We start from the raw sequence: 18,305 nt of genomic DNA, 5'->3' as shown, positions 1-18,305 counted from the left end.
GGTGTCAGGAGAGCTCGGGGAGGATCTCGCCCGCGACGCGGTGGCCGGATTCAGCGGCTCCGTCGATGTAGCCCGCCCACTTCGTGGCGGTCTCGGTACCCGCCCAGTGCAGCGGGCCGACCGGCTTGCGCAGGGCCGGACCGAACCGGGTGAGGGTGCCGGGCACGGCGAACGCGCCGTAGCATCCGCGGCTGTACTCCTCTTCCGCCCAGTCCCGTTCGATGTAGGCGAGGGGATTGCGGGCCCGGGGGCCGAAGTAGCCGACCAGGTCGTTGATCACCTGGATGCGCCGCTCGTCGTGGTCCATGCGCGAGCCGGTATCGGCGTGCCGGCCTTCGAGGAAGCCGACGAGTACGCCGGGAGAGCCGTCGAACGGCGTGTTGTCGAAGACGGTGCCCAGGGGACGGTCGGTGCTGTTGGCCTGGCCGCTCCGGCCCGCGTGGCGCCAGAACGGTTCGTCGTAGGCGACGTTGACCTTGATGACCCTGCCCATGGGCATCCGCTGGACGAGCTGGTCACGGTCGCCCGGAAGGCCCGGGGCGAAGCGGATGCGCGCGGCGAGCGGGGGCGGCACCGCGACAACGGCCCGGCGGGCGCGCACGGTTGGGCCGCCGCGTGTGACGACGCGGACCCCGGAGGGCTGCCAGTCGATGTCGGTCACCGGTGCGTCGAGGACGACCCGGTCACCGAGTTCCTCCGCCAGTCCCAGCGCGATGCGCTGCGTGCCGCCGACCACCCGGTCCTGCTGCGCCCCGCCGGCGGTGTTGATCAGCGCGTCGAGGCCGCCGGCACTGCCGACGTAGAAGGCGGCCCATAGGGCGGACATGTCCTCGGGCTCGGCGGAGAACACGGACTCGGTGACCAGCCGGAAGAAGGCGCGGCCGCCCGCGGTGTGCGCGGTTCGACGGAGCCAGGTGTCGAAGGTCTGGGTGTCCAGTTCCTCGGCGCGGGGTGCCCGCCAGGGGTCGGTCGCCGCGATCTGGCGCGCGAGCCGGTTCAGGCGGTGCTGCGCCTGTCCGATGTCGGCCAGCAGCAGCGGGTTCAGCCGGGGGATCCGGCCCGTGTACTGGTAGCGGGAGGAGCCCATCTCGGCGATGTGCTCGCCGTCGACGTAGGTGGGGTAGGTGCGCAGGCCCAGTTCCTTGATCAGGGCCCACACCTGGTCCTGCCCCGGGCCGACCCACTGCCCGCCGACCTCGATGGGGGCGCCGCCGGGCAATTCCTCGTTCAGAACCCGGCCACCGACCCGGTCGCGGGCCTCCAGAACCAGCGCGTCCGCCCCACCCTGAACCAGGTCGCGGGCGGCCACCAGGCCCGCGACTCCGCCCCCGACGACCACGACATCCGCCGACCTCTCCATCAGGACCACCTCTCATACAGAGTGCATCCGACATACGCACTGTATGTGATATCCATGCCGTATGGAATCGCTGCGAGAGAAGTACGCGGAGAACACCCGCCGGACCCTGCTCGGAACCGGCCGGCAGCTCTTCGCCGAACGCGAGTACACGGGCGTGTCGGCGGAGGAGCTGGTGCGCACCGCCGGTCTGACCCGCGGCGCGCTCTACCACCACTTCGACGGCAAGCTGGGACTCTTCGAGGCCGTCTTCGAAGACCTGGAGCGGCAGGCCACGCAGCGCATCACGGCGGCCATCACCCCGGTCTCGGACCCGCGCGAGCGAGCCGACCGCGCCGTCGACGCGTTCCTCGACGTCTGCCTGGACCACGCCTACCGCCACATCGTGCTCCAGCAAGGCCCCATCGCCCTGGGCTGGCAGCGATGGCGCGAACTGGACCAGCGCCATCTGGGCGGCCTGGTCCTCGACATCGTGCACACCGCGCTCGAAGCCGGCCGCATCCGCCCCCACCCGGCCGAACTGATCGCCAGAGCGTTCTACGGCGCCCTCACCGAACTGTCCCTCGCGATCGCCGAGACCGACGATCCCGACCGGGCCCGAGCCCAGGCAGCAAGCCTCGTACACGACCTCGTGGACGGCCTGGCGATCGACGCGGACTCACCGTCGGCCTGACCGCCCACGGCGCGCCGGTTCCTTCGTCGCTCACCGCCTGGATTGGTCGTACGCGTCCCAGGCCTGCTTTTGCCAAAACAGCACGAGGAAGAGCGCGAGGAGGAGGTCGTCGGACAGCGACTCGCCCTCGCCGTAGAGCCGCACGCGAATGGGACGGCTCCCGCCTCGGTCGTAGAAGATCTCAAGCGGGCCGACGGCACAGACACGGCTCCCCAGTCGGTCGTACCTCAGGTCATAAGGACCGATCCGCAGCAGGCGGCCCAACCTGCTGTGTTCACAGTGCCACTGACCGACGGTGAGCGGCATGCTGGACCACCGGCGGTAGGTGATCTCGACGCCGCCCACGGCGCGCAGCATGGAGCTGAACCGCTGGTATTCGAGCGGCCATGGCCCCAGGGCTCGGGGTGTCGTGTCCAGCCACTCCCGCCGCCCATAGGTGATCTCCACACCGTCAATTCCGCGCCAGAGCCCTTTGCCGTACGTCAGGTCGATGTCCATGCCTCGACTCACCTCCCCGGGACGGTGCCGCGATGACTGGGCCCGTCGGCTCGGCAGAAGCCCCGCGGAGGGCACCCGGGCCGCCGGTCTACGCTCCGGAACCCTCAGCGCGCATGTCGACGGCGGCGAGGATCTGCGCGATCAATGAAGTCCCGCAGCTCGTCCGTGCAAGCCAATTTCAGCTTCACACGTGAGAGGGACTCCCGCAGCACGAGGAAGTGGGGCCTCGCAGGTCGGCCCGCTTACGGACCTTGTGCTCGGCATCGCCTCCCGACCATCCGCCGCACCACGTCCCGCCGGCTGACGCCCGTAGCCACCGGCTATGGGCAGGCGCTCGTCACACTGCGCGCGAACCGCTGGGCCCTGTCAGCGGGTTGGCGCCTCGGCGATGCGGTAACCCACCCCGGGCGTCGTCGTGATGACCGGTGGGCTGCCCAGCTTGCGGCGCAACCGGCCGACGGTGACGGTCACGGTGTTGGTGAACGGGTCGGCGTTCTCGTCCCAGACCTGTTCAAGGAGGTCCTCAGCGCTCAGGAATCCGGGACTGGCGCGCAGCAGCGCCTCCAGGACGGCGAACTCCTTGACCGACAGCTCCAGCGGACGGCCGTCGCGGAGGGTGGTCCGGCGTACCGGGTCGAGTTCGAGGCCGCCGGCCCGCAGCGTACGGGCGCGGGCCACGGGCCTGCGACGGGCCAGGGAACGAATGCGCAGGACCAACTCCGGGAAGTGGAAAGGCTTGGCGAGATAGTCGTCGGCGCCGAGGATGAGGCCGCTGACCCGGTCGCCGGGCGATCCGGCCGCCGTCAGCATCAGCACCATCGCGCGATCGTCGCCCTCTGTGATCATCTGGCAGAGCGCGTCGCCGTGGATGCCCGGCAGGTCGCGGTCGAGGACCACCACGTCGTACGCATTCAGGTCGAGCTTGGCGGCGGCGGCCAGACCGTCGTGCGCGACGTCGACAGCCATCCCCTGATCCCGCAGGCCCTCGGCGACGACCTCAGCGAGCGACCGCGCGTCCTCCACCACCAGAACCCGCACGGTGTCAGCCTTCCGAACCGGTCGCCGAGGGCAGCACCGCCGCAACCCACAGGCCGCCCTCCGGCCGGGCCCGGAGGTCGAGGCGGCCGCCGTGCGCGGCGACGATCGCGGCGACGATCGACAACCCCAGGCCGGAGCCCTCCTCCGACCCGGTCCGGTCGGCGCCGAGCCGCTCGAACGGCTGGGTCAGCCGGTCTACTTGGTCCTGGTCGAGGACGCGCCCGCCGGTCTCGACGACGAGCCGCGCCGCGGTGTCGTAGTGATCGGTGGAGATCCGGATCCAGCCGCCTTCCCGGTTGTGCACGATCGCGTTGTCGATGACGTTCCTCACCATTCGGGACAACAGCACCGGACTGCCCCGCGTCCAGGCATCCGGCCGCACCTCGTCGTCGACGGTCAGGGCCTTTGCGGCGATGTCGGCGGCCCGGGCGGTCAGCGCCTCCCCCGCCAGCTCGCCGAGCGACAAGGGGACCCGGTCGACGAGGGCGCCGTGCTGCGCCCGGGCAAGGACGAGGAAGCCGTCCAACAGGTGGTCCACCCGGTCGAGTTCGGTCCGCAATCGGTCGGCGAGCGCGAGGGTCTGCGCCGCGGGCTCCGGTTTGGCGACGGCTACGTCCAGCGACGCCCGCATCGTCGCCAACGGCGTGCGCAGCTCGTGCGAGGCGTTGGCGACGAACCTGCGCTGCGCGGCGAATGAGCTCTCAAGACGTTCCAGGAGGCCGTCGACCGTATCGGCGAGCTCCTTGACCTCATCGGTGGGTCCGGCCACGGCAAGCCGTTGATGCAGGTTCTCCACGGAGATCCGCCTGGTTGCCGCGGTGATCAGCCGCAGCGGGCGCAGGACGCGGCCAGCGAGGGCCCGGCCGAGCAGGAGCGAGACCAGCGCCATCACCACCAGCGCGATCAGCGAGCCGACCAGCAGCTGGCGGGACTGCTGCACATGCACGTCCGAGAGCTGCCTCTGCAGATCGTGGATGTGCTGCTCGGCGACCGCAAGGCTGGACCGGTCGGGCGGGTTCTGTCCGGGACCGATGCTGGTCACCTTGTCACCGGACAGCAGGAAGGTCAGGGCGAGCAGCCCGATTCCGGACACGAGGAACACCGCGGCATACAAGAGCGTGAACCGCAGTCCGACGGTCCCTCTCCGCAGCCTGCCCATCTCGCCTCCCCCTGCACAGCTCTGGCCAGTTGGACTCCAGGATGCGCCTTCGCGCCTAACAACGACATGACAGCAGGAGTTCGGACCACGTCAGGGTCGAATCCGTAGAACCGGATCATGCTCACCACCAACGAACTGCTCCGGCAGGAATGGACCAGGTTCCGGCGACCGGGGCAGCTGATCGCGATGGCGGTCGCGGCCCTGGTCGTCCTCGCCCTCGGCCTGCTCTACGCGTCCGGCAGCCAGGCGTCCTGCGACGGCCCGTGCCCGACAGACCCGAGCGGACCCGACGGCTCCCTCGTCAGCGACCAGTTCTTCTTCCTGCACCGGAATCTGGGCGAGAACGGCAGCATCACCGTGCGGCTGACGTCGATGAGCGGCACCCTCACCTACCCGCCGCCGAACCATGATCAGATCGTCCCGGGCCTGGTGCCGTGGGCGAAGGCCGGGATCATCATCAAGGACGGGGTCCGCCAGGGGTCCTCCTACGCGGCGCTGATGCTGACTGGCAGCCACGGCGTGCGGATGCAGTACGACTACCGCCATGACATCGCCGGCAGCGCGAGCAGTGCCGGCAAGGTCTCGGCGCGGGCGCCGCGTTGGCTGCGGCTGACGCGGTCGGGCGAGACCATCACCGGCCACGAGTCCGCCGACGGCAAGCAGTGGGCGACGGTCGGCACGGCGAAGTTGTCCGGGCTGCCCAAGACCGTCCAGATCGGCCTCTTCGCCACTTCCCCCGGCGACCTGACACTGCGGTCCGTCGGCCTCGGCGGCGCCACGGAGGAGACCCGCTTCACGCAGGCCGGCGGTGCCTTCGACCACGTCAGTCTGAAGGGCGCGGCGTCAGCCGGGGGCTGGAGCAGCGAGGCCGTCGGCGAGATGAACCACACCGACTGGGAGAAGTACCACAAGGCGTCCGGGGCGGTGATCGAGGCGAACGGCACGATCACGGTCACCGGCACCGGCGACATCGGGCCGGTAGGGACGGAGGGCGGCCGCCCCATGGAGCGCATCCTCGTAGGCATGCCGCTTGGATTGCTCGTGGTCCTCGTGGTCGCGGTGCGGTTCGTCACTTCCCAGTACCGCCGCGAAGCCGCCGGCGGCGCGTTGGTCACCCGGGGGGTGCTCGCGGCGAAGGCCGTCGTCGTCGGAGCCGCCGCCTTCGTGACCGGTGTCCTCGCCGTGGGCACCGTAGTTCCGGTCGGCCTGGCGATCCTGAAGGCGAACGGGATCCCCGTCATCGGGGTTTCCGCGCTCACCGCAGTGCGGGTCGTCGTCGGCAGTGCCACCGCGCTCGCCCTCGCGGCCGTGCTCGCTCTCACGCTCGGCGCCATGATTCGGCGCGGCCGGCTCGCGAGCCTCGTCGCCCTCTCGGCGATCGCGGTCCCGTACGCCGTGACCGCCTTCCCGCTGCTGGCCGACGGCCTGTCACAGTGGCTGCTGCGGGTCACCCCGGCCGCCGGCTTCGCCGTCCAGCAGACACTCATCGAATATCCGCAGGTCGTCTCCCACTACGCGCCCTCCGCCGGCTACTTCCCGCTTCCGTGGTGGGCCGGGCTCGCTGTGCTGTGTGCGTACACGGTGATGGCTCTGGGCCTTGCTCTGAGCCGCCTGCCGCGGAGCGACGAGCGGGCCGAGCAGCCCGTGGACTGAGGGTTCCGCATCCCGTGACAGCCCCGGGCACACCGGGCGCGTACGCCGCAGTGCTCGGCCGCCGCCGCCCCGTTCCCCTTCCCATACCCCGGCTTCGGCTTCGGCTTCGGCTTCGGCTTCGGCGCCCGACCCCGGCAATCACCCTTCGGTCGTACCCCAGCATCACCCCTGCGGCGGAGCCGAGTTCGCCCGCAGAGCGATTCACCAGGCGCCGCTGCCCGGAATCCTCGTCACCGAGCGGTCAGCACCAGCCCACCAGGTCGAGGACACCCATGCAGCAGCTCCACCACACCGAAGAACCCACTGCCATCCGCCCCGGTCGATACCGACGACTCCGCGCCGCGTGGCAGGCCGCACACCTACCCGTCGCCGGAGTATCCCGCCGGATACAACTGGCCGCCTACACCATGCCGTACACCGTGCTGCCCGCCGGCATCTGGCGGCTGCTGGCCGCCTTCGATCGTGGGATCCCACTCGGCGAGCGGGCTTATATCGTCTTCCTGTCGGTCCTGTCCGAGACCCTCGCGTTCACCGGGATCGGTCTGATCGCCCGCTGGGGCGAGGTGTTCCCCCGCTGGATCCCGGTCCTGCGCGGCCGCCGGATCCCGCCGATGGCAGTGGTCGTGCCGGCCGCCCTCGGGGCCACGATCCTCACGCTCGTCTTCACCCTCCTGTTCCCCGTCTCCGAAATCCGGGGCACCACCCTCCAGGGCAACGCGCTGTCCGCCGACTCCCCGAGCCTGGCCACCGGCTGGGAAGCCGCCTGGTACTACGTCTGCTATGCACCGCTGAGCCTGTGGGGCCCGTTGCTGACCGTGCTGACCGTCGCGTACTGGCGGCGCCGTCGCGCCCGCCGGTAACGCGAGCAACGGTCCCGGCATCGGTATTCCTGAAGCATGCGGCGGTCACAGGGCGTGCGGAGGTGCGAACGGGATCTGATTGCCTCGATTTAGGGTTTGTGCCTCGTGAATACAGTGATGCACCCTTTTGCGCCGTATCGACGCCTCCTCCCGCCTGTTTGGCTTGTTCCTGCGCACGGCCACCCCGTTCACCACCGGCCGTTCTGCTCACTTCTGTTCACGTCCCGGGAGGGAAAGTGTCCGTACCGGACAACGTCACCGGCCCCGCCACCGAAGAGCCCGATCTCGAAGCACCCGCAGACAGTGCGCTCACCAGCCTCGGCACCAAGGCCGCCCGCCAACTGGCGACCACCACCAAGTCCGTGCCACAGATGCAGGCCATCACCTCGCGGTGGCTGCTGAAGACGCTGCCGTGGGTGGACGTCAAGGGCGGCACCTACCGGGTCAACCGGCGCCTCCAACTCCGTGTCGGCCGGGGCCGCGTCCAGTTCGACCAGAACGGCGCGGACGACATCAAGGTGATCCCCCAAACCCTCACCGAGTTGCCCGTCCTGCGCGGTTACGCCGATATCGACGTCCTCAAGGAGATCGCCGGCCGCTTCCGCGTCCGGGAGGTCCGGGCCGGCCAGATCCTCTTCGAGGCAGGACAGCCCGCCACCGAGGCGTACCTCGTCGTCCACGGCCGGTTCACCCGGTACACGGCCGGCAAGTACGGCGAGGAGGAAGTCATCGGCGTCATCACGGACGGCGACCAGATGGGGGACGAGGCGATCGGCCGGTCCGACCCGCAGTGGCAGAGCTCGGTGCGGGCCGAGACGGCAGGCGTGCTGATGGTGCTGCCCTGGAACGTGATCCGGGAGTTCACCGACCGGGCTCCGTCCCTCGCCGCACACCTGGCGGCGTACGCCGAGCGGCAGCAGCGGCCCACGAACCGCAAGGGAGAGGCCGATGTGCCGGTACAGGCGGGGCACGTCGGCGAGCCGACGCTGTCCGGCGGCTTCGTCGACTACGACCTCGCCCCGCGCGAGTACGAACTCTCCCTGACCCAGACCGTGCTCCGGGTGCACAGCCGGGTCGCCGATCTCTACAACGACCCGATGGACCAGGCCCAGCAACAGATCCGGCTCACCGTGGAGGAGATTCGCGAACGCCAGGAGTGGGAGCTGGTCAACAACCGGGAGTTCGGACTGCTGCACAACACCGACTACGGCCAGCGCATCAGTACCTACACCGGCCCGCCGACCCCCGACGACATGGACGAGCTGTTGTCCATGCGCCGCAAGACCCGGCTGTTCCTGGCCCACCCGAAGGCGATCGCCGCCTTCTTCCGGCAGTGCAACAAACGCGGCCTGGTGCCGGGTACCGCGCATGTCGACGGGCACGAGGTCCCCGCCTGGCGCGGCGTCCCGATCTTCCCGTGCGGCAAGATCCCGATCAGCGAAACGAACACCAGCAGCATCATCGCGTTGCGCACCGGCGAGGCGGACCAGGGAGTCGTCGGCCTGTACCAGACCGGCATCCCCGAGGAGTTCCAACCGGGCCTGAACGTCCGCTTCATGGGAATCGACCAGTCCGCGGTCATCCGCTACCTCATCACCGCCTACTACTCGGTGGCCATCCTCGTGCCCGACGCGGCCGGCGTCCTGGAGAACGTCCAGATCGGCCGGAGCAGCGACTGACCAGGTGGAGTACCAACCATGAGCACGCCCTCGCACACCGCCACCGGGTTCTCCTTGCCCGGTCCGCCGAGCCTCGCCCGCTCCTCGCGGGCCCGACGCGGCGGAGCCGTACCCGGGCTGACCTACCGGCCCGCCGCCCCCGCCGATCCGGAGAAGGTCAAGGAGATCGACCGCAGGCTGGAGGCCTGGGCCCGCCGACTGGATCTCTTCCCCGCGCAGTGGACGGGGGATTTCGCGCAGTTCCAGTTCGGCCGGGCCGTGGTCCTGCAGCATCCCGGTGCTGCCGATCTCGAACGGCTCACCGCCGCGGGCGAGTTGCTGCTGGCCGAGAACCTCGTCGACAGTTGCTACTGCGAGGAGGACGAGGGCCGGGGCGGCGCACGGCGCGGACTGGCCGGCCGGCTGATCATGGCCCAGTCGGCCCTCGACCCGTTCCACGGCACCGCCGAAACGGAAGCGGAGTGGCGCCACGGCGTGCAGGCCGACGGCCCCTTGCGCTCCTACCACTGGGCCCTCAAGGACTACGCGGCCCTCGCCACTCCCAGCCAGACCGACCGGTTCGTCCATGACATGGCCCGGTTGCACCTCGGCTATCTGGCCGAGGCCTCCTGGGCCGAGACGCGGCACGTACCGCAGGTCTGGGAGTACCTGGTCATGCGGCAGTTCAACAACTTCCGCCCCTGCCTGTCCATCGTCGACGCCGTGGACGGCTATGAGCTGCCCGAAGCCCTCTACGCGCGCCCCGAGGTCCAACGGGTCACCGCCCTGGCCTGCAACGCCACCACCATCGTCAACGACCTGTACTCCTTCACCAAGGAACTGGCCAGTGACCCGACCCACCTGAATCTGCCGCAGGTGGTCGCCGCCAACGACCAACGCGGGCTGAAGGCCGCCTACCTCAAGAGCGTCGAGATCCACAACCAGATCATGGAGGCGTTCGAGACGGAGTCAGCGCCGTTGTCCGCCGCCTCGCCCCTCCTGGAGAGGTATTGCCGGAGCCTGGCCGACTGGCTCGCCGGCAACCACGAGTGGCACGCCACGAACACCGACCGTTACCACCTGCCGAACTACTGGTAGCCCCAGACACGCACCACCGCAAGGAGTCACGTTGACCATCGCTCACGCCGACACCGCCCGCACACCGGTGCCGACCCAGTCCACGTACCAGTCCCGTGTCGCGGACTACTGGAACGCCGAGGAAAACCCGGTGAATCTCGAACTCGGAAAGCTCGACGACCTGTACCACCACCACTACGGCATCGGGGACGCCGACTGGTCGGTACTGGAGGAAACCGACCCGGAGCGCCGCCGCGAGCGGATCGTCGCCGAACTGCACCGGCTGGAGCACGCCCAGGCCGAGCTGCTCGCTTCTCACCTCGGGGACCTCTCCCCCACCGACCGCGTCTTCGACGCCGGCTGCGGTCGCGGCGGCGGCAGCGTGGTCGCGCACCTGCGGCACGGCTGCCACGCCGACGGCGCCACCATCTCCGCCAAACAGGCCGACTTCGCCAACGAACAGGCCCGCAAGCGCGGCATCGACGCCAAGGTGCGCTACCACCACCGCAACATGCTCGACACCGGCTTCGCCACCGGCGCCTACGCGGCGTCCTGGAACAACGAGTCGACCATGTACGTCGAGCTGGACCTGCTGTTCGCCGAGCACGCACGGCTGCTGCGGCGCGGTGGCCGCTACGTGGTGATCACCGGCTGCTACAACGACGCCTACGGGCGCGCCTCCCGCGAGGTGTCCCTCATCAACGCCCACTACATCTGCGACATCCATCCCCGCTCGGCGTACTTCCGTGCCATGGCCCGCAACCGGCTCGTCCCCGTGCACGTCCAGGACCTGACAGAGGCCGCACTCCCGTACTGGGAGCTGCGCCGACAGGCCGACCACCTGGTCACCGGCATCGAGGACACCTTCCTGAACGCCTACCGCAACGGCAGCTTCCAGTACTTGCTGATCGCCGCCGACCGAGTGTGAGTCGTCCGGGGCTGCGCCGTGCACGGCGCAGCCCCCCCTGTGGTGTCTTGCTGCGCGTCTCAGGCCGTTTCCGTGCGCATGCCGTGGTCCCGGGCCGGCGGGGCGAGTGCGGCGGCCGGCGCTCGCTGCTGCGGGTCCCGTCGGTGCTGCCGAACTGAGCGCTTCCGGTGTCGACTTGCACCTCCGCCCCACTATTCCGTCTTGCTAAGTACCGGTAGTCAGCGATACGGTGTACCGGTACCCAGTAACACTGAATAGCTCAGGGAGGAGGTGTTTCCATGACCAAGCTGATGACGGAGATGCTCAAGGGCACTCTGGAGGGCATCATCCTCGCCTCCCTGTCCGGCCGGCCCGCCTACGGCTACGAGATCACGGCACGGCTGCGGGAGCAGGGTTTCTCCGACATCGCCGAAGGGACCGTCTACGCGCTGCTCGTCAGGCTCGAGAAGCGCGGCCTCGTCGACGTGGAGAAGGTCCCCTCCGAGAAGGGGCCGCCGCGCAAGGTGCACTCCCTCAACGCTCAGGGCCGGGAGTACCTCGAAGAGTTCTGGAGGACGTGGAGCTTCCTCACGGAACGACTGGAACAGCTCCGCGAAGGGGGCAAGTAACCATGTCCGATGTCGAAAAGAGCGGCTTCATCTCGAAGATGATCGGGCCCAAGAAGCGCTGGAGGGCGTACAAGGCGCGCTCGCGCCGGCTTCCCGAGGACTACCGCACGACGGTCGAAGCGATCGAGCGGTACCTGATGCACTTCGTGCCGATCGACGACGACAGCAACGCGTCGATGTTCGATGACCTCGCCGATCTCTTTGAACAGGCCGCAGCGAACGGAACGCCGATCCGCGAGATCGTCGGGGAGGACCCCGTGGAGTTCGTCGAGGCGTTCGTCCAGAACTACTCGGAGGGTGGCTACGTCCCCACCCGTGAGCGGAAGCGGCTGACCGACGCCATCGAGCGCGCCGCCAGCGGCAACAACGGAAGAGAAGACAAGGCAGTCTGACAACGCCACCGCACAGCCTGCTCGGGACCCGAGCAGCACTTTCGTCGACCGGCTGCACCACGCGGCCACGGGGTCATGCCCGGCCGTGGCTTCGTACATGGCAAGCAGCGGCGTTTCGACGGGACTTCGGGCAGCACCACGGCCGGATCGGCACTGCGTCCGATCGCGCCGTCGCGGACTCCCCGCCGCCGGCCGGCTTCTCGCCGCGTGTCAGCGGCCGCGTCAAGACGGCAACAGCCGGCATCAGAGCGCCTGGTGGATGCCATGAGCGGCACGCCGGAACGGGTCTCGCAAGAGAGCACACCGTTCCTATCGAGCACTATTCCAAGGAGATTCATGAGGGGAAAAGGCAACAGCGGCTTCTCCGAAACAGGGCTGCGCAGACTGCGCCAGGTACTGGCGCGGCATGTCGAGAGCGGGAGGATACCCGGGCTCGTCGCCCTGGTCAGCCGGGGTGAGGAGACCCACGTCGAAGCGCTCGGGACGATGCGCCATGACGGTGGCGCGCCGATGCGCCGGGACACCATCTTCCGCATGGCCTCCACGACCAAGCCGGTCGCGGTGGCGCCGGTGATGGTTCTGCTCGATGAGTGCCGGGTGCGGTTGGAAGATCCGGTCGATGAGTGGCTGCCGGAACTGGCCGACCGGCAGGTGCTGAAGCGGGCCGACGGCCCGCTTGACGACACCGTCCCGGCGCGGCGACCGATCACCGTCCGGGACCTGTTGACCTCCACCTTCGGGCTCGGCATAGATATGACGTCGCCTGGCTCCCCCATCATGCAAGCGCTCTTCGAGCAGGGGGTCTACGGCCAAGAGGATGGATGGCTGTTGCCGGAAGCGGGGCCGGATGAGTGGATGCGCCGCCTGGGCGAGTTACCGCTGGTGTACCAGCCGGGAGAACGCTGGCAGTACAACGTCAGTAACGACGTGCTCGGCGTGCTCGTCGCCAGGGTCACCGGCCAGCCGTTCGAGACGTTCCTGCGCGAACGCATCCTCGACCCACTGGGCATGAAGGACACCGGTTTCCATGTGCCCGCCGACAAGATCGCACGGCTGCCGCCCCTGTACGCCCCCGACATGCAGACCGGAGAGTTCCTCGTGGAGGACGAGGCCGAAGGGGGACATCACAGCCTGCCTCCGGCGTTCCCGTCAGGCGGCGGAGGACTGGACTCCACCGTCGACGACTATCACGCCTACTTCCGGATGCTGCTCAACGGCGGGATGCACGGCCATCAACGGATCCTGTCCCGGCCCTCCGTTGAGCTGATGACCACCAACCGCCTCCTGCCCGAGCAACTGGCCGCCCGAGAGGCCTGGGGCCGCAACGCCGTCCACTTGGCGTACGGCCTGGGGCAGCACGGCGGCTGGGGCTTCGGGATGGCGGTGCGCACCCACCGTGGTGACTTCGCGCCCGTCGGCCAGTTCGGCTGGGACGGCGGAGCCGGCACCACCACCTACGCCGACCCGCACAACCGGCTCGTCGGCATCCTGCTCACCCAGACCGGGATGTCCACCCCGGATTCGGCACGGGCCATCCACGACTTCTGGACCACCCTCTACCAGGCAATCGACGACTGACCTGCCTGCCTGACCTGCCTGCCTGCCTGCCTGCCTGGTCAGTCCGGGGCACCGCTCAGTCGCGCGTCACGGTCAGATCGAGGAAGTGGGTGGCGCAGGAGATGCACGGATCGTGGTTGCGGATCGTCCGTTCGCACAAGGCGGTCAACTCGGCGTCGGTGGCAGCCGGCCTCGCGTCGAGGCGTTCCTGCACCGCGCGGCGCAGGTCCTGTTCGATGGCGGCCTGGTTCTGGGCGGTCGGCGGGACGAGGGCGGCCTCGGAGACGGTGCCTTCCGTGTCCAGGGTGTAGCGGTGGTAGAGGAGGCCGCGGGGGGCCTCCGTCGCGCCGTGGCCGGTGCCCGCCCGCGCGGGCACGTCGACGTACGGGCGCGGTGGGGGCTCGTAGGCGTCGATGAGGCGCAGTGCCTCGCCGACCGCGTAGCGGACCTCGATGGCGCGCACGATGATGCTGCGGAAGGGGTTGCGGCACACCGCGCCCTCGCGCGGGTCACCGAGTCCGGCTTCCTGGGCAGCCTGCAGTACCTCAACGGGCAGCCAGCGGCCGCTGATCGCGTAGCGGGCGAGCGTCCCGGTGAGATGGCGGTTCCCGTCGAGCCGGGAGTGCAGGCCGGTGGAGTGCGGCACCTGGGTTTCCACGACGTGGTCGGGGAACTCGTGCAGCGGGAAGGTGCGGGTGGGCAGTGCGCGGTCGCTGTCCGCGGGCAGACCGGCGGTGCCGGGAGCCGCCATCGCGGTGGGGACGCCGGAGTGGATGGCATAGGTGCCGGGCTCGGCGAGGGCGAACAGTTCGTTGTCGAGCCCGACGTCCGGGAAGTCGAAGCCGGCCACCCAGCGCACGGTCGCCTCGGCGTCCTCCCGGGCCCGCTTGAGCCGCTCCGCCAAGGGCCGCAGCTCCGCTTTGGTCGGCACGCTGTGGAATCCGCCGAGGCGAACGTTGATGGGGTGGATGGCGCGGCCGCCGAGCAGTTCCATGAGGGCGTTGCCGGTCCGCTTGAGCGCGAGCCCCCGCTCGACATGGGCGCGGTGGGTGCGGGCGAGGTCGATGACGCTGTCGGCGCCGAGGAAGTCGGGGGCGTGCAGCAGGTAGATGTGCAGGGTCTGGCTCTCGATCCATTCGCCGCAGTAGAGCAGTCGGCGCAGGGCGGCCAACTGCCCGTCCACCGCGATGCCGCAGGCGTCCTCGATCGCGCGGCAGGCGCTCATCTGGTAGGCGACCGGGCAGATGCCGCACACCCGGGAGGTGATGTCCGGGGGCTCTGTATAGGAGCGCCCGCGCAGGAATGCCTCGAAGAAGCGCGGAGGTTCGTAGATCTTCAGCCGCGCCTCGGTCACCTCGCCGTCCTGGAGACGCAGATGCAGCGCGCCCTGGCCCTCGACCCGGGCCAGGGACTCCACCCGCAGCACCTTCGATTCCTGGTGGCTCACTCGGTGAGCTCCTTCCGTGCGGCCGCCTCGAACTGCGGCGCTGCGGTGTTGAAGGTGCTCAGCACCCGCACCACGTCGAGGGTGTCCATTCCGTCGCGCCGCAACAGCGGGATGAACGAGGGGAAGTTGGTGGAGTTCGAGGGGCCGAAGCAGCCATAGCAGCCCCGGCCGTACGCGGGGCACAGCGCGCCGCAGCCGGCATGGGTGACGGGGCCCAGGCAGGGCGTGCCGTGCGCGACGGTCACGCAGACGGTGCCGCGCCGCTTGCATTCGAAGCACACGCTGTGCTTCGGCACATCGGGCGTCCGGCCGGCGAGGTAGGCCGTGATGACCTCGACGAGCTGGCCACGGTCGATGGGACAGCCCTGAAGTTCGAGGTCCACGGGGACATGGGCGCTGATGGGGGTGGAGGTGGCGAGCGTGTCGATGTAGTCCGGGCGCGCGTAGACCGCGGCCTGGAACTCGGCGACGTCGGCGTAGTTGCGGAGCGCCTGGACGCCGCCCGCGGTGGCGCAGGCGCCAATGGTGACCAGACGACGGGAGGCGGCGCGGATCTGCTGGATCCGTCGGGCGTCCGCTGCGGTGGTGACCGAGCCCTCGACCAACGACAGGTCGTACGGTCCCGGGCCGGGTGCACTGGACGCCTCCAGGAAATGGGTGATCTCCACCCGCCCGGCGATGCCGAGGAGTTCGTCCTCGCAGTCGAGCAGGGTGAGCTGACAGCCGTCGCAGGAAGCGAACTTCCACACGCCGAGCCGCGGACGCCGGTCGGACGTGGGCGTCATGTCACAACTCCCTTACGGAGAGCAGGGTTTCGGCCTGGTCCCAGGTGACGACCGGCCCGTCCCGGCACAGCAGCAGCGGTCCGAGCTGGCAGTGACCGCAGTGACCGGTGCCGCAGTGCATGGTGCGTTCCAGGGACACCCGGATCCGCTCCGGCGCGAGTCCTCGGTGGGCGAGGTCGCGGGCAGTGGCCCGCATCATCACCTCAGGGCCGCAGAGGAAGGCCATCGCCTGGGTGACGTCGAACTCGGCCCGGTCGAGGAGGGTGGTCACCACACCCACGTCGCCCTGCCAGGTGTCGTCGGGACGGTCGACCGTGACCTGGACCCGGGCGCCGACCGCCCGCCAGCCGTCGATGTCCCGTGCGCACACGAGGTCGGCAGGGGTGCGGGCGCCGATGAGGACGTTCAGCCGGCCGTATCCCTGCGGCCGGGCAAGCGCGGCCCGGACCAACGGTCGCAGCGGTGCCAGGCCGAGACCGCCGGCCACGACCACGAGGTCGCGCCCGGCGGCGGTGGGCAGGTCCCAGCCGGTGCCGAGCGGTCCGCGCACGCCGACCGTCTCGCCGGGCCGCAGGCGGTGCAGGGCGCCGGATACCGCTCCGACCGCGCGGACGGTGTGGGTGAGCCGGCTCCCTCCGATGTCGCTCAGCGACAGCGGGATGTCACCGACCCCGAAGGCGTACACCATCGCGAACTGGCCGGCGTGGAACGGCGGCAGCGCGGTTGCCACGGGTTCCAGGACGATCTCGGCGGTGTCGGAGGTCTCCTCCGTACGTCCGACCACCCGGTAGGGAAAAGGAGTCAGGGTAGGGCGGACGGATGTCATGAGGGCTTCCCTTCAAGCCGTGGGAGCCTTACGGCCGGGCGGGCCGTAGAGGTCCAGAAGGCGGGTACGCGCGGCTCTCAGGCGCCGGCCGATCGCGACCGCGGCGACGCACCGGGTGACCGCCAGACCGAAGGCCGGATCCGCGTCGATCGCGGCCCGGACCTGGAGTGCGTCGAACTCGTACGCCTGCACCTCGGTCCGTGTCTGCGCGCCCAGGTGCCACCGGTAGGGCTCGAACAGCCAGGACCAGCCCAGCAGTTCGCCCTCGCCGAGGGTTTCGACCACCGTCGGTCCGCGGCCCGGCTCGTACACGTCGAGGGCCACCAGACCGGCTCGGATGATCCAGAAACGGTCGGCGGTACCGCCCTCGTCGAAGATCCGGTCCCCCGGCGGGAAGAAGACGTCACGGGCGAAGCCGAGCAGCCGGTCGCGGTGTTCGGGTGGCAGGGCGCCGAGGATGCCGTGCGTGCCGTGCCCTTCCGCCGTCATGAGGGCACCTCGTCCGGTCCCGCGCCCGCCGCGCGCTCCGCGTGGAGGGCGTGCGCCTCTTCGGTGATGTCGATGCCGACCGGGCACCAGACGATGCACCGGCCGCAGCCGACACAGCCCGAGCTGCCGAACTGGTCGTACCAGGTGCCGAGTTTGTGGGTGGCCCACTGCCGGTAGCGGCTGCGGCCGGACTCCCGCACGGGCCCGCCGGGCAGGTGGGAGAACTCCAGGTCGAAGCAGGACTCCCAGCGTCGCCACCGCTCGGCGTGATCCCCCGTCAGGTCAGTGACGTCCTCGGCAGTGGTGCAGAAGCAGGTCGGACAGGCCATCGTGCAGTTGCCGCAGGTCAGGCAGCGCGAGGCGACGTCGTTCCAGCGGTCCGCGTGCAAGGTCTCGCGCATCAGCAGCTGCAGGTCCACGGGCGGCATGGTGCGGCCCATACGGTCCGCCGCCGCTGCCACACTCTGCCGGGCCGTCGACCCGGTCTTCTCGTCCGCAGGCCGGCGCGGCAGCTCAGCCAGCACCGCTGCCCCGTCGTCGGTGCCGGCACGCACCCAGAACCGGTGGTCGCCGTCCTCCGCCACCTCGGTCAGGGCCAGGTCGTATCCACCGTCCGCGGCCGGCCCCGTCCCCATGGACGTGCAGAAGCAGGTGGCTCCCGGTTCGGTGCATTCCGCGGCCACCAGGAACGCCCGTTCCCGTCGCGCGCGGTAGCGGCTGTCGACGTGCGGGCCACCGGCCAGCACACGGTCCTGCACGCCGATGGCCCGCAGGTCACAGGGCCGTACCCCGAGGAAGGCGTACGACGGGGGTGTCGGATCGTCCTCGGTGACGACCAGCGCCCCGTCGGCCTGCCGGTCCGCGGTCCACTGCCGCTCCCGCTGCGGATGCAGAAACGTCTTCCAGGACTGCGGCCCCGCACTGTGTGCGAACACCGCCCCGTCCTCACGCGGGCGCAGCCGGTAGTGCCCGGCCTCCAGCTCTACGCCCCACCCGTACGGCAGGTCGTCGCCGCCGGCAATTTCGGCCAGCACGATCGCCCCGTCGCGCACGGTCGGTCCGATGACCGTCCGGCCCCGGGCGGCGAGGACGCGGATCAGCGCGTCCAGACCGTCCGTGCCGATCACCGCGGTGGTTCCGTCGCCCGTCATCGTCCGCCTTCCGGCACTGGATCATCCCCGCGAGGCCATTGTGTGCGGCGCTCCGCACGAAACCCGGGCCGACGGTCCCGCCCTGCCCCCATACGGCCCTCTCGGTCGCCCGGACGGGTCTGGGCCGGGCCACGGAGAGGGCCCTGGCC

At 70.0% G+C, this 18,305-nt stretch carries 18 protein-coding genes; 9 read left to right on the top strand and 9 right to left on the bottom strand.

Annotated elements, in window-relative coordinates:
* Window positions 1-4: 4 nt before the first annotated feature.
* The gene (locus ACFV1J_RS12040) at window positions 5-1,360 is read right to left on the bottom strand and encodes a flavin monoamine oxidase family protein (protein ID WP_385857205.1); all 1,356 of its coding nucleotides are present in this window, start codon (window positions 1,358-1,360) and stop codon (window positions 5-7) included.
* A 61-nt stretch (window positions 1,361-1,421) separates the two neighbouring features.
* Between ACFV1J_RS12040 and ACFV1J_RS12035 the strand changes: the two genes are divergently transcribed.
* On the top strand, window positions 1,422-2,030 hold the full coding sequence (locus ACFV1J_RS12035) for a TetR/AcrR family transcriptional regulator (protein WP_385857204.1): 609 nt from the start codon (window positions 1,422-1,424) through the stop codon (window positions 2,028-2,030).
* A gap of 30 nt (window positions 2,031-2,060) precedes the next feature.
* Here ACFV1J_RS12035 and ACFV1J_RS12030 read toward each other — a convergent pair whose 3' ends face one another.
* The 3 genes from ACFV1J_RS12030 to ACFV1J_RS12020 form a co-directional block, all read right to left on the bottom strand.
* A complete protein-coding gene (locus tag ACFV1J_RS12030) occupies window positions 2,061-2,528 on the bottom strand; it encodes a hypothetical protein (RefSeq protein ID WP_385857203.1) in 468 nt (155 codons plus the stop codon).
* A 366-nt stretch (window positions 2,529-2,894) separates the two neighbouring features.
* The gene (locus ACFV1J_RS12025) at window positions 2,895-3,566 is read right to left on the bottom strand and encodes a response regulator transcription factor (RefSeq protein WP_385857202.1); all 672 of its coding nucleotides are present in this window, start codon (window positions 3,564-3,566) and stop codon (window positions 2,895-2,897) included.
* 4 nt (window positions 3,567-3,570) lie between these two features.
* Window positions 3,571-4,725 carry a sensor histidine kinase gene (locus ACFV1J_RS12020; protein WP_385857201.1) on the bottom strand — a complete coding sequence of 385 codons (1,155 nt, stop codon included), beginning with the start codon at window positions 4,723-4,725 and terminating at the stop codon, window positions 3,571-3,573.
* Between the two features lie 117 nt (window positions 4,726-4,842).
* On the opposite strand from ACFV1J_RS12020, the gene ACFV1J_RS12015 reads away from it, so the two are divergent.
* The 8 genes from ACFV1J_RS12015 to ACFV1J_RS11980 all read left to right on the top strand — a co-directional run bounded on the left by ACFV1J_RS12015 (window position 4,843) and on the right by ACFV1J_RS11980 (window position 13,479).
* Window positions 4,843-6,378 carry a hypothetical protein gene (locus ACFV1J_RS12015; protein WP_385857200.1) on the top strand — a complete coding sequence of 512 codons (1,536 nt, stop codon included), beginning with the start codon at window positions 4,843-4,845 and terminating at the stop codon, window positions 6,376-6,378.
* 272 nt (window positions 6,379-6,650) lie between these two features.
* Window positions 6,651-7,238, top strand: a complete 588-nt coding sequence (locus ACFV1J_RS12010; protein WP_385857199.1) for a hypothetical protein — start codon at window positions 6,651-6,653, stop codon at window positions 7,236-7,238.
* 236 nt (window positions 7,239-7,474) lie between these two features.
* On the top strand, window positions 7,475-8,917 hold the full coding sequence (locus ACFV1J_RS12005; RefSeq protein WP_385857198.1) for a family 2B encapsulin nanocompartment shell protein: 1,443 nt from the start codon (window positions 7,475-7,477) through the stop codon (window positions 8,915-8,917).
* 18 nt (window positions 8,918-8,935) lie between these two features.
* On the top strand, window positions 8,936-9,994 hold the full coding sequence (locus ACFV1J_RS12000; RefSeq protein WP_385857197.1) for a family 2 encapsulin nanocompartment cargo protein terpene cyclase: 1,059 nt from the start codon (window positions 8,936-8,938) through the stop codon (window positions 9,992-9,994).
* A 31-nt stretch (window positions 9,995-10,025) separates the two neighbouring features.
* A complete protein-coding gene (locus ACFV1J_RS11995; RefSeq protein ID WP_385857196.1) occupies window positions 10,026-10,901 on the top strand; it encodes a geranyl diphosphate 2-C-methyltransferase in 876 nt (291 codons plus the stop codon).
* A 278-nt stretch (window positions 10,902-11,179) separates the two neighbouring features.
* On the top strand, window positions 11,180-11,509 hold the full coding sequence (locus tag ACFV1J_RS11990; protein ID WP_385857195.1) for a PadR family transcriptional regulator: 330 nt from the start codon (window positions 11,180-11,182) through the stop codon (window positions 11,507-11,509).
* A 2-nt stretch (window positions 11,510-11,511) separates the two neighbouring features.
* On the top strand, window positions 11,512-11,901 hold the full coding sequence (locus ACFV1J_RS11985; RefSeq protein WP_385857194.1) for a DUF1048 domain-containing protein: 390 nt from the start codon (window positions 11,512-11,514) through the stop codon (window positions 11,899-11,901).
* 336 nt (window positions 11,902-12,237) lie between these two features.
* The gene (locus ACFV1J_RS11980) at window positions 12,238-13,479 is read left to right on the top strand and encodes a serine hydrolase domain-containing protein (RefSeq protein ID WP_385857276.1); all 1,242 of its coding nucleotides are present in this window, start codon (window positions 12,238-12,240) and stop codon (window positions 13,477-13,479) included.
* Between the two features lie 55 nt (window positions 13,480-13,534).
* Here ACFV1J_RS11980 and ACFV1J_RS11975 read toward each other — a convergent pair whose 3' ends face one another.
* Genes ACFV1J_RS11975 through ACFV1J_RS11955 form a run of 5 tightly spaced genes read right to left on the bottom strand, consistent with a single transcriptional unit; the run spans window position 13,535 to window position 18,156 of the window.
* On the bottom strand, window positions 13,535-14,905 hold the full coding sequence (locus ACFV1J_RS11975; RefSeq protein ID WP_385857193.1) for a Ni/Fe hydrogenase subunit alpha: 1,371 nt from the start codon (window positions 14,903-14,905) through the stop codon (window positions 13,535-13,537).
* On the bottom strand, window positions 14,902-15,690 hold the full coding sequence (locus ACFV1J_RS11970) for an oxidoreductase (RefSeq protein WP_385857192.1): 789 nt from the start codon (window positions 15,688-15,690) through the stop codon (window positions 14,902-14,904). The genes ACFV1J_RS11975 and ACFV1J_RS11970 overlap by 4 nt, the downstream gene beginning before the upstream one ends.
* A gap of 1 nt (window position 15,691) precedes the next feature.
* The gene (locus ACFV1J_RS11965) at window positions 15,692-16,516 is read right to left on the bottom strand and encodes an FAD/NAD(P)-binding protein (RefSeq protein WP_385857191.1); all 825 of its coding nucleotides are present in this window, start codon (window positions 16,514-16,516) and stop codon (window positions 15,692-15,694) included.
* Window positions 16,517-16,528: 12 nt separating this feature from the next.
* On the bottom strand, window positions 16,529-17,005 hold the full coding sequence (locus ACFV1J_RS11960) for a cyclic nucleotide-binding domain-containing protein (RefSeq protein ID WP_385857189.1): 477 nt from the start codon (window positions 17,003-17,005) through the stop codon (window positions 16,529-16,531).
* Window positions 17,002-18,156 carry a 4Fe-4S dicluster domain-containing protein gene (locus tag ACFV1J_RS11955; protein ID WP_385857188.1) on the bottom strand — a complete coding sequence of 385 codons (1,155 nt, stop codon included), beginning with the start codon at window positions 18,154-18,156 and terminating at the stop codon, window positions 17,002-17,004. The genes ACFV1J_RS11960 and ACFV1J_RS11955 overlap by 4 nt, the downstream gene beginning before the upstream one ends.
* Window positions 18,157-18,305: the final 149 nt, after the last annotated feature.

Origin of the sequence: Streptomyces sp. NPDC059649 (assembly GCF_042734445.1) — a bacterium.
Taxonomy (GTDB): Bacteria; Actinomycetota; Actinomycetes; order Streptomycetales; family Streptomycetaceae; genus Streptomyces.
This window is presented reverse-complemented; position numbering and strand designations above follow the sequence as displayed.

Coding starts and splice junctions, on each gene's coding strand:
- ACFV1J_RS11990 (WP_385857195.1), top strand. CDS start 11,180: ATGACCAAGCTGATGACGGAGATGCTCAAGGGCACTCTGGAGGGCATC.
- ACFV1J_RS12040 (WP_385857205.1), bottom strand. CDS start 1,360: ATGGAGAGGTCGGCGGATGTCGTGGTCGTCGGGGGCGGAGTCGCGGGC.
- ACFV1J_RS11980 (WP_385857276.1), top strand. CDS start 12,238: ATGAGGGGAAAAGGCAACAGCGGCTTCTCCGAAACAGGGCTGCGCAGA.
- ACFV1J_RS12035 (WP_385857204.1), top strand. CDS start 1,422: ATGGAATCGCTGCGAGAGAAGTACGCGGAGAACACCCGCCGGACCCTG.
- ACFV1J_RS11985 (WP_385857194.1), top strand. CDS start 11,512: ATGTCCGATGTCGAAAAGAGCGGCTTCATCTCGAAGATGATCGGGCCC.
- ACFV1J_RS11960 (WP_385857189.1), bottom strand. CDS start 17,005: ATGACGGCGGAAGGGCACGGCACGCACGGCATCCTCGGCGCCCTGCCA.
- ACFV1J_RS11970 (WP_385857192.1), bottom strand. CDS start 15,690: ATGACGCCCACGTCCGACCGGCGTCCGCGGCTCGGCGTGTGGAAGTTC.
- ACFV1J_RS12010 (WP_385857199.1), top strand. CDS start 6,651: ATGCAGCAGCTCCACCACACCGAAGAACCCACTGCCATCCGCCCCGGT.
- ACFV1J_RS11955 (WP_385857188.1), bottom strand. CDS start 18,156: ATGACGGGCGACGGAACCACCGCGGTGATCGGCACGGACGGTCTGGAC.
- ACFV1J_RS12000 (WP_385857197.1), top strand. CDS start 8,936: ATGAGCACGCCCTCGCACACCGCCACCGGGTTCTCCTTGCCCGGTCCG.
- ACFV1J_RS12020 (WP_385857201.1), bottom strand. CDS start 4,725: ATGGGCAGGCTGCGGAGAGGGACCGTCGGACTGCGGTTCACGCTCTTG.
- ACFV1J_RS11965 (WP_385857191.1), bottom strand. CDS start 16,516: ATGACATCCGTCCGCCCTACCCTGACTCCTTTTCCCTACCGGGTGGTC.
- ACFV1J_RS12015 (WP_385857200.1), top strand. CDS start 4,843: ATGCTCACCACCAACGAACTGCTCCGGCAGGAATGGACCAGGTTCCGG.
- ACFV1J_RS12030 (WP_385857203.1), bottom strand. CDS start 2,528: ATGGACATCGACCTGACGTACGGCAAAGGGCTCTGGCGCGGAATTGAC.